The organism is Micromonospora sp. WMMD961, from assembly GCF_029626145.1.
In the GTDB taxonomy this organism is placed as follows: Bacteria; Actinomycetota; Actinomycetes; order Mycobacteriales; family Micromonosporaceae; genus Micromonospora.
The window spans coordinates 4,887,705-4,902,603 of the sequence record NZ_JARUBJ010000002.1 but is presented as its reverse complement, the minus strand read 5'-3'; the positions used below and the strand labels follow the sequence as shown (position 1 = coordinate 4,902,603).

Here is a 14,899-nt window from a genome sequence, read left to right as displayed (position 1 = left end):
GGGACTCGTCCCCGGGGTCCGCGTCCGCGCCTGCGCCGCTACCCCGGAGAGAGTCGCCATGTCCCCACTGGTCAGTCGAACGTCGCGTACTCCTGCGGCGTGGTTGGCGGCCGTCGCCGCAGCGGTACTCGGTGCGGTGGCGCTGGTGGTGCCGACCCGTGCGGCGCTCGCCGATCCCCTGGAGTCGTGCACCCCGACCCAGGGCGCGATCGTGGCTGTCGACTTCGGCGCGTGGGGCGGGCCGCTGCTGCGCGGCTGCGACGCCACCCCGACCACCGGCCTGGACCTGCTGCACGAGGCGGGCTTCACCACCACCGGCACCGTCCACGACGGACCCGGCTTCATCTGCCGGATCGGGTCCCCTGACTTCGCGTCTGGTGACGAACGCCCGACACCGGCCGACGAGGCATGCCAGTTGACTCCGCCGGCGTCGGCCTACTGGTCCTACTGGATCGCCCCGGCCGGGCAGGACCACTGGACCTACAGCCCACTCGGCGCGATGGCCCAGCGGCCCGGCCCCGGTGAGGTCGAAGCGTGGGTCTTCGGCGGCACCGACATCGGTGGCTCCACCGGCGCGCCGAGCTTCACCCCCGCGTCGGTCCGCGCGAGCGGCCCCACTCCGACCGCCACCCCGACTCCGACCCCAACTCCGACCACCACGCCGAGCGACCCGGCACGGCCGACCGAGGCCCAGGTCAAGGCGGTGGCGAGTTACCTGGTCGGGCAGCTCGCCGACGGCGACCACGTCGACAACGGTTTCGTCGACCACTACCGGACCATCGCCGTCGCCACCGCCCTGGCCGGGATCGGCGGGCAGGACCAAACCCTCACCAAGATCGTCGACTACCTCCGGGCACACGTCGACGCCGCGATCTTCCCGAACGGCGACACCGCCGCACCCCACACCGCCAACGTCGCCAACCTCGCGCTCCTGCTCACCAGCACCAACGGCGATCCGCGCGCGTTCGGTGACCGGAATCTGATCGCCACGCTCACCGACCGGGTGTGTACCGCGGCCGACGCCGACGCCGGCTGCGCCGCCGTCGGTGACTTCGCCGGATCGAGCGATCCCCTGACCCACGCGACCGCCCTGCTCGCGCTCAAGCGGGCCGGCGTCACCCCGCCCGCCGCGACAGTCACCCGACTGACCGAGCAGCAGTGCGCGACCGGGGCCTTCGCCGGCCAATGGCGCGGCCCCACCGACGCCTGCGACCCGGACCTCGCGGCCACGACGCTGGCCGTGCTGGCGATGCGCACGCTCGGCGGGCACGACGCGGCGCTCGATTCGGCCAAGGCGTTCCTGGTTGCGGCCCAGGAGCCGGACGGTGGTTACCAGCCGTGGACCGGAGCGGGTTTCAGCGAGACCTATCCCACCGGGCACGCCGCGCAGGCCCTCGCCGTACTCGGCCTCGCCGACCGGGCCGCCGCCGCCACCGGCCTGCTGGTCAGCCGGATCGTCCCCGGCGGTGGGCTCAGCCCCGACCCGAGCAACCCGGACGCGGACCTGGCCGCCACCGCCGCGGCCGCGCTCGCGCTGGCCGGAAAGAACCTTGCCACTCTGGGTGAGACGCCGCCGCCGGCCGGGCCGCGACCCGACCTGGTCAAAGGCGTGTCGTACCTCGTCGCGCCGACCAACCTGATCGACGGCAGGTACTACGAGTCGTTCCCCGGCTTCCCCGACTTTGGGCTGAGCATCGACGGTGCCTACGCCCTGGCCGCCACCGGCGGGGACGACGCCAAGCTCCGGGCGATCGTCGAGTTCCTGCGCGGCGGCGGCGCGGTCGGCGACAGCGGATTCACCGTCGACATGTGGCTGGGCGTCGGCACCGACTACGCTGTCGGCGGCGCGATCGGCAAGATGGCCCTACTGGCCCAGGTCACCGGCTACGATCCACGGTCCTTCGGTGGACACGACCTGATCGCGGCGCTGGCTGACGTGACCTGCACCAAGGTCGATGCTCTCACCGGCTGCGCCGGGGCCGGTAACTACCGGTACGCCACCGCGGTGTTCGGGCAGTCGCTCGGCATCATCGCGCAGCTCCGTGCCGGACAGAGCGAGGCCGCCGCCAAGCCGGTCGAGTTCCTCAAGGGACTGCAGCGCGCCGACGGGTCGTTCCCCAGCCTCATCCCGGCGGCAGACGCCGACAAGGACGTCGACAGCACCGCGATGGCCGCGATGGCCCTCGCCTCGCTGACCGACGATCCGGCGGCGGTCGGCGCCGTCGACAAGGCGCTGGCCTGGATCGCCGCGACCCAGAAGGGGCACGGCGGCTTTCCCGGCGCGGCCGGTGACTCCACCAACTCCACAGCGCTCGCGATCCAGGGCCTCACCCTGCGCGACACCACCTACGCGAGTCAGATCGACAAGGCCCTGGCCTTCCTCGCCGCCCAACAGAACGACGACGGCGGGTTCAGGGTCGCAGCCGAGGGAGAGCCGGAATCGAACGTGCGCGCCTCCACGCAGGTCGTCGGCGGCGCCACCGGCATCTCGTTCGCCACCCTGATCCGCGACGTGCACGAGCTGCCGGGCACGAATCCGACCGGCTCGCCGACGCCGACGCCGACGCCGACGCCGACGCCGACGCCGAGCGCGAGCCAGTCGTCGACCCCGTCGGCGTCCGTGACGGCCGGCGTGACGCCGTCGTCCGGCCACAACGGGCAGTCGTCGGGCAACCTGCCGCGCACCGGTGCGTCCATCATGACGATCGCCCTGTTGGCGTTGGTACTCGTCGTCGCCGGCATTCTGCTACGGATCGCCGCACGTCGGCGCGCGACGGCCGGCGACGGCGGTGTCTCGTGATGACCCACAGGTGGCGGCGTTCGGTAGTGGCCCTGGCGATCGTCGCCGCAGTGGCAGGGACGCCCGCGCCGGCGCTGGCCGACCCGCTGCCGATCGGGCAGTGCACCACCTCGTCCGGGGTGATCCTCGCGGTGGACTTCAGCAAATGGGGTGGGCCGCTCCTGCGCTCCTGCGGCACCACCCCGACCACCGGTTACCAACTGCTCAACCAGGGTGGCTGGCGCACCACCGGAACCCAGCACGACGGGCCCGCGTTCATCTGCCGGATCGGCTACGCCGGCCACCAGGGCGGCACCCAGTACCCCACCCCGGCGGACGAGAGATGTGCCCTCACCCCGCCGGCCAGCGCCTACTGGTCGTACTGGCACGCCGACCCGGGACAGAACACCTGGGTCTACAGCCAACTCGGCGCGATGAGCTACAAGCCCAAGCCGGGCAGCGTCGACCTGTGGATCTTCGGGGCGACCGACATCGGGGGCACCGAGGGGCGGCCCCGGTTCAGCCCGGACAGCGTCCGAGCCCGCAACAGCAAGCCGACCGGCACGACCCCTCCCGCTCCGCCCCCCGCCGCGCCCACCCCGGCCCAGCCCGGCGGCGGGAACGCACCGGGCGCTGGCAAACCACCGATGCCGGGAAACCCTGGAGGCGGCAACCCTCCGCCCGGCCTCCCGCCGCCGGGAGCGTCGACATCGGCCCCGGTCAGTGGCGCGCCGACGCCGTCGTCCACAGTGCTGACACCCCCGACACCGATGGTGCCGTCCGCGTCACCGAGCGCCACCACGGACGAACCGCGCATCCTCGACGCGGTACCCACCGCGACGGCTGCCCGCCAGGACACCGGCTCCGCGCTGCCGGCGTTGATCACAGTCGGGCTGCTGGCCCTGCTCGGTCTCGTCGGCGCTGTCGTCGGCTGGCGCCGCCGCCGCACCTGATCCCGATGCCCACGATCCGTGCCGGCCTCGTCCACCGCCTCGCGGTAGCCCGGCTGCCGCGCTCCCTGCATCCGTTGGCGTGGTGGCTGTGGGCGCTCGCGCTGGCCACCGCCGCGAGCCGCACCAGCAACCCGCTCCTGCTGCTGCTCATCTTCGCGGTGCTCGGCCTCGTCGTCACCGTCCGTCGTACCGATGCGCCCTGGGCGCGCGCGTTCCACTACTACCTCTACCTGGCCCTGATCATCATCGCGATAAGGGTGGTGTTCCGGACGGTCTTCGCCTCCGGCATCACCCCCGAGGACCACATCCTCTTCCGACTGCCACACCTGCCCACACCCGACTGGTACGCGGGCATCCAGATCGGCGGCCCGGTCTCGCTGGAGGCGACCCTGTCCGCCGCCGTCGACGGCCTCCGGCTGGCCTGCCTGCTGTGCTGCATCGGGGCCGCCAACAGCCTCGCCAACCCCAAACGCGCACTGCGGGTCCTCCCCGGCGCGCTGTACGAGCTGGGTGTCGCCGTCACCGTCTCGCTGAGCGTCGCACCGCAACTGGTGGAGAGCGTCCAACGGGTCGCCCGCGCTCGTCGGCTGCGCGCCGGACGGGCCAAGGGGCTCGGGGCCGTGCGGGCCATCGTGATGCCGGTCCTGCACGACGCGTTGGACCGTTCGCTGCGGCTGGCCGCCGCCATGGACTCGCGCGGCTACGGCCGGGTCGGCACCGCCACGCCGGGCTCGCGGCGGCTCACCGGCGTCCTCATGCTGACCGGCATGGCCGGCCTGTGCGTCGGCGCGTACGGCCTGCTCGACCCGGGCGTGCCCCGTGCGGTCGGGCTCGGCGGCCTCGGTGGCGGTGTGCTGCTCTGCGTCGCCGGGATCGCGCTCGGTGGCCGTCGGGTGTCGCGCAGCCGCTACCGACCCGACCCGTGGCAGTGGCCCGAGTGGACGGTCGCCGGCTGCGGCGTGGTCACCGCTGTCGCGCTCGGTGTCGGCACCGGCTATGACCCCGCCGCGCTCAACCCGAGCCTCTACCCGCTGCACTGGCCCACCCTGCCCGCACTACCGGCCGCCGGGATCCTCGTCGCCGCCCTCGCCGCGATCGCCGCACCGACACCGCCGCGCCCGCACCGACCGCAGCCCGCCGCCGTGCTCCGCCGCGCCGCCGACACCGCAGGAGTACCGTCATGATCCGCTTCGAGCGCGTCAGCATCACGTACGACGGCGCGCCCCGCCCTACCCTGCGCGACGTCGACCTCGACATCGACGAGGGGGAGTTGTGCCTGGTCGTCGGCCACACCGGCGCGGGCAAGTCGACACTGCTCGCCGCGATCAACGGCCTCGTCCCGCACTTCACCGGCGGCACCCTGCAGGGCAGCGTGCGCGTCGCCGGTCGGGACACCGCCGACCACCCACCCCGCGAGTTCGCCGACCTGGTCGGTGTGGTCGGGCAGGACCCGGTCGCCGGGTTCGTCACCGACACCGTCGAGGAGGAACTGGCGTACGGGATGGAGCAGCTCGCCCTCGACCCGGCGGTCATGCGGACCCGGGTGGAGGAGACCCTCGACCTGCTCGGCCTCGCCGACCTGCGCCAGCGCGGCCTGCACGAGCTCTCCGGCGGTCAGCAGCAGCGGGTGGCGATCGGCGCCGCGCTGACCGCCCACCCCCGGGTGCTCGTCCTCGACGAACCCACCTCCGCGCTCGACCCGACCGGGGCCGACGACGTCCTCGCCACCATCACCCGACTGGTCCACGACCTCGGTGTCACCGTGGTGCTGGCCGAGCACCGCCTGGAACGTGTCCTGCCGTTCGCCGACCGGCTCATCCACGTCGCCCGCGACGGCACCGTCCGCCACGGCGACCCGGCCACGCTCGTCGCCGGCACCACCGTCGCGCCGCCCGTGGTCGCACTCGGGCACCTGGCCGGATGGTCACCGCTGCCCCTGTCCGTGCGCGACGCCCGCCGGCACGCCACCACCCTGCGCAACCGGCTGCCCACCACCCCATCGCATCCACACCGCCGCTCCCACGCCGACGCCCGCACCGCGCTCACCGCCGCCGGTGTGACCGTCCGGCACGGCTCGGTCGTCGCCGTCCGTGGAGTCGACCTGACCCTGGTACGTGGTCAGGTCACCGCGCTGATGGGACGCAACGGCTCCGGCAAGTCGTCCCTGCTCTGGGCTCTGCAGGGCTCGGGTCGCCGGGACGGCGGCAACCATCGCCGTGCCCGACCCGGCGCACGGGGACCTCGACCCGGGCCGGCTGGGTGCCAGCCAGGCCCGCCGACTCGTCGGCCTCGTCCCGCAGACCGCCACCGACCTGCTGTACCTCGACACCGTCGACGCCGAACTCGACCAGGCCGACCGCGACGGCGCCGACCCGGGCAGCGCGCGACGGCTGCTCGACGCCATCGCTGCCGGCATCGACGGCGACAGCCACCCCCGGGACCTGTCCGCCGGGCAGCAACTCGCACTGGTCCTGGCCATCCAACTCGCCGTTACCCCCGGCGTGCTGCTCCTGGACGAACCCACCCGTGGGCTGGACTACCAGGCCAAGGCCGCGCTGACCCGGACTCTCGACGACCTCGCGAGGCAGGGCCGTGCCGTCGTCGTGGCCACCCACGACGTCGAATTCGCCACCACCACCGCCGACCGGGTCGTCGTCATGGCCGAGGGCGAGATCGTCGCCGACGGCCCCGTCCCGACCGTGCTCACCGCCTCACCCACGTTCGCCCCGCAGGTCGCGAAGATCCTCGCGCCGCTGCCGTACCTGACGGTCGGGCAGGTCGCCGCCGCCCTCGACGGTCCGACGGTGTCCGCATGACGACAGTGAACGTCGCCGTCCGGGTGCCCGCCCGCGCCGTGCTCGCGATCACCATGGCGTCGTTCCTGGGTTTCGTCGCGTTCCTCTGGCCGTTCGTCGTCGCACCGGGCACCTTCGGCTCCACCCAGACCCCTCCACTGATGTTCGGGGTGCTGCTGCTCCTCGTCCTCGGGGTTATCTTCGCCGAGATCGCCGACGGCAGGATCGACGCCAAGGCGCTCGCCATGCTGGGTGTGCTGTCCGCGATCAACGCCGCCCTGCGACCACTGGGAGCCGGCACGGCGGGCATCGAGACGGTCTTCTTCATCCTCGTGCTCGCCGGTCGGGTCTTCGGGCCTGGCTTCGGCTTCGCGCTCGGCTGCACCTCGCTGTTCGCTTCCGCCCTGCTCACCGGGGGAGTGGGACCATGGATGCCGTACCAGATGTTCGGCTGCGCCTGGGTCGCCATGTTCGCCGGCCTGTTGCCCCGGGTTCGGGGACGGGCCGAGATCGTCCTGCTCGCCGCCTACGCCGCGGTCAGCGGGTACTTCTTCGGCTTCATGCTCAACCTGTCGTTCTGGCCGTTCTCCCTCGACCCGACCAGTTCGATCGCCTACCAACCGGGCCTGCCGGTGCTGGAACAACTGCACCGGTACCTGACGTTCTTCGCCGTCACCTCGCTGGGCTGGGATACCGGACGAGCCGTCACCACAGCCGTCCTCGTCGCCCTCGCCGGGCCAGCCGTGCTCGGTGCTTTCCGCCGTGCAGCCCGCCGGGCACACTTCCAGGCGGCCCCGACGTTCACGAAGGCTGCCACTGCTGTGGCGGCCAACGCACCGACGGATCGACATGCAAAAGACAGCTGAGCGTGCCGGCTCCCGGCGGACGGACGCTGCCTGGGGCCGTCGGCGCACCGGCCGCTGGGCGTCCGCGCCGGCCCGGTTCCCGGTCGCCGTCGCCCGGTTACGGGGAAGACACCAGCCCTCGACCTGACGAGACGGCCACCGCGTCGAGCACGGCCGCCGCGACGGCGAACACGACGAGCGCCGACGTGGACGCATCGCCGGGGGAGTGCCCCAACCCCGTAGCCGCACTAGGATTCCGGCAGTCGAGCCGAGGAGGCAGGATGGCGGTCGATCCGAGTGGCGGCGACCTGCGGGACTTCCTGACGGAGGATCCCGAGGCGCCCGTGGTCATGCTCAATCTGCTGCGTTTCGCTGACGGGGGGCGGAAATCGTACGCGAGTTACGCCGCCGAGCTGCGGAAGACGTTGCTGCCCCGCTACGGCGGTGAGGTCATCTACGCCGGCGCGGGCGGTCGGGCCCTGGTGGCCGAGGACGGCCAGGCGTGGGACGCCGTGCTGCTGGTCCGGTACCCGAGCCGGCAGGCGTTCTGTGCAATGGTCGCCGACCCGGCATACCAGCAGGTCACCAGATTGCGCGCGGTGGCGCTGCAGGAGGCCGTGCTACAGCCGACCGTGCCCTGGTGAGCGTCCTGAGTGGGCGCCAACCGTTCGCTGCGGCGCGGCTTCGGCGAGGACCGCCGTTCCTCGCGGCTTCATGACGGCCTCGCAGGTGGCACCGGCCGCGCTCATTCCTCCAGACGCCGTAGGACGTCGGGCCGGTGCTCCGGCAGCGCGACTGTGCGCAGGTCGGCCAGCACCGCGTCCAGCAGCCGCGTGACGCGGGGTTGGTCCCGGCCGGCCCGCCGGACGTCGTCGATCGCCACCGCGAGGAAGCTGTCGAAGGTCTGCGGCGTCGCCTGCACGCGGACGGTGTCCTCGTCGTCCCGCACCAGCCAGGCGCGCTGGGGGCGTCCGGCGAGACGGCGCAGCAGGTCGTGGGCCTCCTGGACGGCCCGCACAGCCGTCGTGGTGTCGTTGACGCCCGGGGAGAGGGCCCGTTCGGCGATGTCGGCGAGCTGACGGAAGCCGAACCCGACGTCCTGGCCGGCGTTGCGTTCCACCGCCACCGTCACGGCGGCCCGCACCCGCGACTCCGGCACGGGTGGCGGCGCCGCGTCGACGGCGTGCACGGTCACGAGCGACTGCCCCGCGACGACGAAATCACCAGGTGCGGGCAGGACCGAGAAAGTGCAGTCGTACGCCCGGGCGAGCCGGGCGAGTCTGCCCAGGTCGATGTTGTCGACCAGCCCGGGCTCCCGGGCCGTGATCACCTGCAGGGGCGGCGGCAGGCGTACGGGCGTCTCCACCGCCCCCGTTCGGGGGACGTGCTCGTCGATGCTGCGACGCGTCTGCGCCCCGATCGCGGCGACGATGTGTGACACCCGCATGATCGAGGTGACGTGGTGCAGGTAGTAGAGGAACAGGCCGCTGCTCACCAGCACGAGGATCATCGCGACGGCGAGGGACAGCTCCGGCAGGCGCGCGCTCGACCGGTCGGGTAGGGCGGCGAGCACCACCATGGAGAACAACGCTGTCGCCAGGAAGGTCCCCAGGGCGATCTGGGTCACCCGGTCCTGCAGGAACGTCCGCAGCACCCGCGGTGAGTACTGGCTGCTGGCCAGTTGCAGGGCCACCACCGTGATCGAGAAGACGAGCGCGGTGAACGAGATCATCGCGGTGATGATCGACGACAACAGGGACCGGGCGCCGGCCAGCCCGCTGGGCAGGACGTTGCCGCCGGGGAGGCCGACCCGCAGCTCCAGCACGGACAGACCGATCGCCAGCAGGACGGCTCCCGCCGCGCACGCTGCCGGGACCGGCCAGAAGCTGGACCGGAGGGTCGCCAACCGCGACCTCAGCGTGTGACGGGACGCGAACATCTCATCCGCTATGCCCACTGCATCCGCGCCCACACGTCGTCGTCGACGTGTCGGACGCGCGAATGCGCTCGCGAACGGTGCGGGTGCGCCGCCGGACGGGGTATGTCCACACCATGTGGCTCAACCATCCCTCCGACCTGTTCCGTCTCACCGTGATCGCGGTGCTGACCTATCCGGCGTTGGTGGCGCTGCTGCGCGTCTCCGGCAAGCGGACCCTGTCGAAGCTGAATGCCTTCGACCTGGTGGTCACCGTCGCGCTGGGCTCGACCCTGGCGACGATCCTGCTCTCCCGCAGCGTCTCGCTGGTCGAAGGTCTCCTGGCGCTGTCACTGCTGGTGGCGCTCCAGTACGGTGCGGCGTTCCTGGCCGTGCGCTGGCCGCCGTCACAGCGGCTGTTGAAGTCGACGCCCACCCTGCTGCTGCGCGACGGCGTGCTGCGGCACGACGTGCTGCGACGGGTGCGCATCTCGGACAGCGAGATCCGGCAGGCGGCTCGCAGTCAGGGGCACGGCGACCTGACCCGCCTGGCAGCGGTCGTTCTGGAGACCGACGGCAGCCTGAGTGTCATCGGGCAGGAGGCACGCGGCGACGGCAGCGCACTGACCGACGTGCCTGGGGCGTGAGTCGGCAGCGCACTGACCGACGTGCCTGGGGCGTGAGTCGGCAGCGCACCGGGGTCGCTTCGTGCCGATCACCTGCCACTCGACAGTTTCGGGAGGATACGGGCTGGTTACCTAGTGATGAGAGCTTTCCAACCGAATTACCGAAGGAGGTGTGCCGGTACGCCGGCGCGGATCATGACAAGCCGACACCTACGGGCATCTGTCGCCTCCGCCGCCCTGCTGATTCTCGTCAGCGGCTGTGACGGTACCCAGAGCGACCAGCCCACCTCAGCCAGCCCGAGCCACCAAGCGACGCCGACCACGACGCCGCCGGCACCGTCGCCGCCGATGACCAGCGCGGCGCCCGCACCTCCGCCGACCGCGACGGCCACCTCGCCGCCGTCCAGTCCCGCACCGTCGGGCACTGCCGACGCCGGCGCGCGGACCGTCCTGCGTCGCGGCGACACCGGCGACGCGGTCCGGGTGCTTCAGCAGCGGCTGGACCGGCTCGGCTACTGGGTGGGTGAGCCCGACGGCGCTTTCGGACTGCTCACCGAGCAGGCCGTCCACGCGCTGCAGAAGGCCGCCGGTCTGCATCGTGACGGGATCGTGGGTGCGAAGACCCGTGCCGCTCTTCAGGACGGGAAGCGTCCCGACGCCCGCAGCACCGACGGCCACCTCGCCGAGGTGGACCTGGACCGGCAGCTGCTGATGATCGTCGATGATGGGGAGGTGAGCCGGATCTTCAACACCTCGACCGGCACGTTCGAGCACTACACGCACGAGGGCAGGACGTACCTGGCGGACACCCCACGCGGCCGATGGACGATCGACTGGCAGGTCGACGGCTGGCGCGACGGCCCGCTCGGCCGCCTGTACCGGCCCAAGTACTTCCAGGAGCAGGGGATCGCGATCCACGGCTACACCAGCGTCCCGCCGTACCCGGCGTCGCACGGGTGCGTCCGGGTGACGCTACCGGCGATGGACTGGCTGTGGGAGCAGGACGTGCTGCCGAAGAAAACCCGGGTCTGGGTGTACTGAAAAGTCGCCGCGCGGCCGACGCCGGCACACCGGCCAGAGGTGAGCCTGACTCGTCGCTCCGACGACGCTCATCCTCGGCGCGCCGCCGGCTGACCACGAGCAGCTGTCCGGCCGCCAGGAGGGGAGCCACCGGTGTGCGCCCGTCCCGTCCGGGTACGCCGCAGGCACGCAGCGGCGCAGTCGGGAGGTGCGATGAGCGAGGGGACCGCAGGAGCGGACGGGCGGCGTACCAGCGCGACGGAGCGGTTGGCCGAGGACGTGGCCGACGTGGTCCGCGAGGAGGTCCGGGCCGTGCGTACGCAGGTGGGCGAGGCGGCCCGCCCGGCCGGCCTGGGAGTCGTACTGCTGGCCGCCGCTGGCGGCTGCCTGGTGCTCGGCGCCGGGGCGGCGTCGACCACCGTGCTGCGGGTGCTGGAGACGATGCTCCCACGCCGGCTGGCCGCCGCCGGTCTCACCGCCGGCTACCTGGGCGCAGCCGTGCTGCTGGGCCGGGTGGGGCTGGCGCAGTTGCGGGCGGCCGGCGGCCCCTCGGCCCGCCTCGCCGACGACGTACGGGACATGGTGACGGAGACCGCCGGTCGGGTGCTGCCCGCCGGCGTCGACGCCGCCCGCGACGAGCTGGACAGGTGACCGGACCGCGGACTGGAGCACGTCGTGCCGGACACGCACGAGCGGGCCAACGCCCGGGCCACTGCCCGCGCCCGGCGTAGGTGAGGCGTCGACACCGGGGATCGGGTGTGGTCGGGGCCGCAGCGGGTAGCGGGCGGGCATGAGTCCGCTGTTGCTCGCGTACGCCCTCGTCGGGAGCCTCGGCGTCCTGCTGGCGTTCTGGTCCAGCGCCATCCGGCGGACCGTGCTGTCCGAGCCGTTGCTGGCCCTGGTCCTGGGGGTGCTGGTGGGCCCGACGCTCGGCCTGGTCGACCTCGCCGACCGGCTGGGTGCCGAACTGATCCGTGAGGTGAGCCGCGCCCTGCTGGCGGTGTCCCTGATGGCCGTCGCGTTGCGCTTCTCCCTCGCCGGCTACCGGGCGGTGCTGCGACCGGTGCTCGTGCTGCTCTCCGCCGGCATGGTCGGGATGGCAGTGCTCAGCGCCGGGCTGTCCTGGTTGGTGCTCGGCGTGCCGCTGGGTCTGGCTGCCCTGCTGGGCAGCTGCCTGACCCCCACCGACCCGGTGCTGGCCTCGAGCATCGTCTCCGGCGGCCCGGCCGAGCGTCAGCTGCCCGAGCGGCTGCGGCAGGTCATCAGCGGCGAGTCCGGTGGGAACGACGGGCTCGCGTTCCCCCTCGTCGTCCTCGCCCTGGCCGGCATCGGCGCCAAGCCGTGGGCCGAGGAGGTGACGGCGGCGCTGTGGGGGGTGTTCGGGGCGGTGCTGGTGGGCCTTGTGCTCGGCTGGCTCGCCGGTCACGCGGTACTGGCGGCGAGCCGTCGGGAGACCCTCGACCAGGGCTCGCTGCTGATCTTCGCGGTGCTGCTCGGCATCGCCGCGCTCGGTGTCGCCCGGGTGCTCGACACCGACGGCATCCTCGCCGCGTTCGTCACCGGGCTGGCGTACAGCCGGGTCATCGGCGACCAGCCACGCATCGCCGAGCAGAAGCTGGACGACTCGCTCACCCGTTACCTGGTGCTGCCGCTGTTCTTCCTGTTCGGTGTCGAGCTGCCGTGGCGCGACTGGCTCGACGCCGGCTGGCGGTTGCCGCTGTTCGCCGTCGCGGTCCTGCTGCTGCGGCGGCTACCGGTGGTGCTGGCGCTGAAGAAGCCACTCCGGTTGCCCTGGCGGGAGCTGGTCTTCCTCGGCTGGTTCGGCCCGATAGGCGTGTCCGCGCTGTTCTACCTGGCCTTCAGCCTGAACGAAGGAGTGCAGGACCGGCTGCTCTGGACGGCCGGCAGCTTCGTCGTCGCCCTCAGCGTGGTGGTGCACGGTGTCACCGCGATGCCCGGCCGCCGCTGGTACGCCGCCGGCCACCCTGAGGTCTCGAAGCGGTAATGGACGACGGATCGGGGTTTGCCGAACCACCGCGTTCGGCTTCTTCCTGGTGGGTGGGCTGGTGGCGCAGACCTTCCAGCGTCGACCGCCGGGCGGCTCGGTTAACCCGGGCCGGAGCGGGTAGCGGTACCGGACGGGCGGCCCCGGTGGGCACGACCGGACCAGGGACGGGGTGGCGGTGACGGGGTTCGCGTTCTTCGTCGCCGCGCTGGGCGCGGTGGCGGTCCTCGCCGTGCTCTCCAACCGGCTCGCCGACCGGCTGCGGCTGCCCGCGCCCGCGCTGTTCCTGTTCGCCGCCGCGATCGTCTCCGACCTGTTCCCGAAGCTCAACGAGCTGTCCCTGTACGCGGTCCGGCACCTGGTGGAGATCGCGCTGGTGCTGGTGCTGTTCAGCGGTGGGATGAGCATGGGATGGCGGCGGCTGCGGCCGTCGCTCGGGCCGGTCGCCCTGGTGGGCGTGGCCGGTACGCTGCTGACCGCCGGCGCGCTGGCCCTGGTGCTGCGCTGGGTGTTCGGGTTCGACTGGCTCGCCGCGCTGCTGGTCGGCACCGCGCTGTCGCCGACCGATCCGGCCGCCGTGTTCTCCGTGCTGGGTCGGCGGACCGTGGTGGGTCGCAGCGGCACGATCCTGGAAGGCGAGTCGGGCGCGAACGACCCGGTCGGGATCGCGCTGATGGCGAGCCTGCTCGCCGCCGGGACCGCCGGCGGCTGGTCGGCGGTCGGCTCCGGGGCGGGTGAGTTCGCGCTGCAACTGGTGGTCGGTTCGGCGGTCGGGCTGGCCGGCGGGTGGCTCATCCTGCAACTGATGCGCCGCGTGTCGCTGCCGGACGAGAGCCTCTACCCGCTCCAGGTGCTGTTCGCCGCCGTGTCGATCTACGGCGTGGCGACGCTGGCCCGCGGCTCCGGATTCCTCGCGGTGTTCGTCGCCGGCATCGTCGTCGGCGACGCCCGCGCGCCGTTCAAGCGGGAGATCCAACGCTTCCACGGCGCGCTGGCCAGCCTCGGTGAGATCCTGGCCTTCGGCCTACTCGGCCTGATCGTGTCGTTGCGCAGCATGGTGACCGAGCGCGCCTGGCTCACCGGCCTGGCGCTGGCCGTGCTGCTCACGTTCGTGATCCGGCCGATCGTGGTCGGCGGGCTGCTCACCACGGTCCGCCTGCGCTGGGGCGAGCGGATCTTCGTGGTCTGGTCCGGCCTCAAGGGCGCGGTGCCGATCCTGCTGGGCAGTTTCATCCTCACCGCCGACCTGGAACAGGACCTGCGGTTGTTCGACATCGTGTTCGCGGTGGTCGCGTTCTCGATCGTGGTGCAGGGCGGGCTGGTTCCGCTCGTGGCCCGGTGGTGCCGGGTGCCGATGCGGAGCACACCGCTGCAACCGTGGGCGGTCGGCATCCGAGTGCAGGGCGAGCCGGTCGGGCTGCGCCACTACACGATCGCGTCCGGCGCCCCGGCCGACGGCCGGCCACTGTTCGAGCTGAGCCGGGACGAGGGGGTGTGGGTCAGTCTGGTCAGCCGCGACGGCGAGCAGGTCCGGCTCGGTCGGGCGACGGTGCTGCGGGCCGGCGACGAGGTGCTGGTGGCCGGCGGTGAGCAGCCCGCCGCGGCGCGGGTCTTCACCGGCCGGGACGAGTGAGCGTTTCGTCGGCGGCCCGCCGGGTAGCCGGCGGCCTCGGGAAGGGTGGTGGGTCGGATGAATCTCGGCAAGGTCGGTGACGTGGTGGTGGGCACGGCTGGTGACGTGGCCGGCAGCGTGGTGGACCCGAAGGCTGGCCTGGGCAAACTGCGGTCGGCGATCACGCCCCGCGCGGTGGTCCTGCTCGGTGGCGGACTGCTCCTCGGTTATCTGGTGGCCCGGCGTCGGTCCTGACGCCGGTCTTCTCCTCGGTGTGCCCTCGATCTGCGGGGCTGCCGGGTGACTGGCACCCGGAAACCCGTCGTCCTGGTCGGTTTGTGGACCGGGA

Annotated in this window: 12 protein-coding genes and 1 pseudogene; 12 read left to right on the top strand and 1 reads right to left on the bottom strand. The window is 72.6% G+C overall.

The annotated features are described in order from the left end of the window. Window positions 1–58 precede the first annotated feature (58 nt). The 6 genes and pseudogenes from O7614_RS22110 (at window position 59) to O7614_RS22085 (ending at window position 8,016) form a co-directional block, all read left to right on the top strand. Window positions 59–2,800 (top strand): prenyltransferase/squalene oxidase repeat-containing protein, encoded by a 2,742-nt coding sequence (locus tag O7614_RS22110; protein ID WP_278140394.1) that lies wholly within the window; start codon window positions 59–61, stop codon window positions 2,798–2,800. Further along, window positions 2,800–3,732, top strand: a complete 933-nt coding sequence (locus O7614_RS22105) for an LPXTG cell wall anchor domain-containing protein (protein ID WP_278140393.1) — start codon at window positions 2,800–2,802, stop codon at window positions 3,730–3,732. Before O7614_RS22110 ends, O7614_RS22105 begins: the two co-directional genes overlap by 1 nt. A gap of 5 nt (window positions 3,733–3,737) precedes the next feature. Further along, the gene (locus O7614_RS22100) at window positions 3,738–4,916 is read left to right on the top strand and encodes a CbiQ family ECF transporter T component (protein ID WP_278140392.1); all 1,179 of its coding nucleotides are present in this window, start codon (window positions 3,738–3,740) and stop codon (window positions 4,914–4,916) included. Then, window positions 4,913–6,548: pseudogene (locus tag O7614_RS22095) on the top strand (ATP-binding cassette domain-containing protein). Before O7614_RS22100 ends, O7614_RS22095 begins: the two are co-directional and overlap by 4 nt. Further along, a complete protein-coding gene (locus tag O7614_RS22090) occupies window positions 6,545–7,393 on the top strand; it encodes an ECF transporter S component (protein ID WP_278140391.1) in 849 nt (282 codons plus the stop codon). Before O7614_RS22095 ends, O7614_RS22090 begins: the two are co-directional and overlap by 4 nt. A 260-nt stretch (window positions 7,394–7,653) precedes the next feature. Continuing rightward, complete coding sequence (locus O7614_RS22085; RefSeq protein WP_278140390.1) at window positions 7,654–8,016, top strand: DUF1330 domain-containing protein; 363 nt, start codon at window positions 7,654–7,656, stop codon at window positions 8,014–8,016. 101 nt (window positions 8,017–8,117) lie between these two features. On the opposite strand, the gene O7614_RS22080 is transcribed toward O7614_RS22085, so the two are convergent. Then, window positions 8,118–9,278: a DUF2254 domain-containing protein gene (locus O7614_RS22080; RefSeq protein ID WP_278140389.1), complete on the bottom strand. Its 1,161-nt coding sequence runs from the start codon at window positions 9,276–9,278 to the stop codon at window positions 8,118–8,120. Between the two features lie 95 nt (window positions 9,279–9,373). Between O7614_RS22080 and O7614_RS22075 the strand changes: the two genes are divergently transcribed. The 6 genes from O7614_RS22075 (at window position 9,374) to O7614_RS22050 (ending at window position 14,805) form a co-directional block, all read left to right on the top strand. Beyond that, window positions 9,374–9,934, top strand: coding sequence for a YetF domain-containing protein (locus O7614_RS22075; RefSeq protein ID WP_278140388.1), 561 nt, complete (start codon window positions 9,374–9,376; stop codon window positions 9,932–9,934). A gap of 327 nt (window positions 9,935–10,261) precedes the next feature. Then, window positions 10,262–10,954 carry a L,D-transpeptidase family protein gene (locus O7614_RS22070; protein ID WP_278140387.1) on the top strand — a complete coding sequence of 231 codons (693 nt, stop codon included), beginning with the start codon at window positions 10,262–10,264 and terminating at the stop codon, window positions 10,952–10,954. Window positions 10,955–11,146: 192 nt separating this feature from the next. Then, window positions 11,147–11,584, top strand: coding sequence for a phage holin family protein (locus O7614_RS22065; protein ID WP_278140386.1), 438 nt, complete (start codon window positions 11,147–11,149; stop codon window positions 11,582–11,584). 139 nt (window positions 11,585–11,723) lie between these two features. Next, window positions 11,724–12,938, top strand: coding sequence for a cation:proton antiporter (locus tag O7614_RS22060; protein ID WP_278140385.1), 1,215 nt, complete (start codon window positions 11,724–11,726; stop codon window positions 12,936–12,938). Between the two features lie 178 nt (window positions 12,939–13,116). Further along, on the top strand, window positions 13,117–14,571 hold the full coding sequence (locus O7614_RS22055) for a cation:proton antiporter (protein WP_278140384.1): 1,455 nt from the start codon (window positions 13,117–13,119) through the stop codon (window positions 14,569–14,571). Between the two features lie 57 nt (window positions 14,572–14,628). Beyond that, complete coding sequence (locus tag O7614_RS22050) at window positions 14,629–14,805, top strand: hypothetical protein (protein ID WP_278140383.1); 177 nt, start codon at window positions 14,629–14,631, stop codon at window positions 14,803–14,805. Window positions 14,806–14,899 lie beyond the last annotated feature (94 nt).

Bases quoted from the DNA above. Each gene is read 5' to 3' on its own strand.
- O7614_RS22065 (WP_278140386.1), top strand. From the start codon at position 11,147: ATGAGCGAGGGGACCGCAGGAGCGGACGGGCGGCGTACCAGCGCGACG.
- O7614_RS22085 (WP_278140390.1), top strand. From the start codon at position 7,654: ATGGCGGTCGATCCGAGTGGCGGCGACCTGCGGGACTTCCTGACGGAG.
- O7614_RS22100 (WP_278140392.1), top strand. From the start codon at position 3,738: ATGCCCACGATCCGTGCCGGCCTCGTCCACCGCCTCGCGGTAGCCCGG.
- O7614_RS22070 (WP_278140387.1), top strand. From the start codon at position 10,262: ATGACCAGCGCGGCGCCCGCACCTCCGCCGACCGCGACGGCCACCTCG.
- O7614_RS22090 (WP_278140391.1), top strand. From the start codon at position 6,545: ATGACGACAGTGAACGTCGCCGTCCGGGTGCCCGCCCGCGCCGTGCTC.
- O7614_RS22105 (WP_278140393.1), top strand. From the start codon at position 2,800: ATGACCCACAGGTGGCGGCGTTCGGTAGTGGCCCTGGCGATCGTCGCC.
- O7614_RS22050 (WP_278140383.1), top strand. From the start codon at position 14,629: ATGAATCTCGGCAAGGTCGGTGACGTGGTGGTGGGCACGGCTGGTGAC.
- O7614_RS22075 (WP_278140388.1), top strand. From the start codon at position 9,374: ATGCGCTCGCGAACGGTGCGGGTGCGCCGCCGGACGGGGTATGTCCAC.
- O7614_RS22110 (WP_278140394.1), top strand. From the start codon at position 59: ATGTCCCCACTGGTCAGTCGAACGTCGCGTACTCCTGCGGCGTGGTTG.
- O7614_RS22060 (WP_278140385.1), top strand. From the start codon at position 11,724: ATGAGTCCGCTGTTGCTCGCGTACGCCCTCGTCGGGAGCCTCGGCGTC.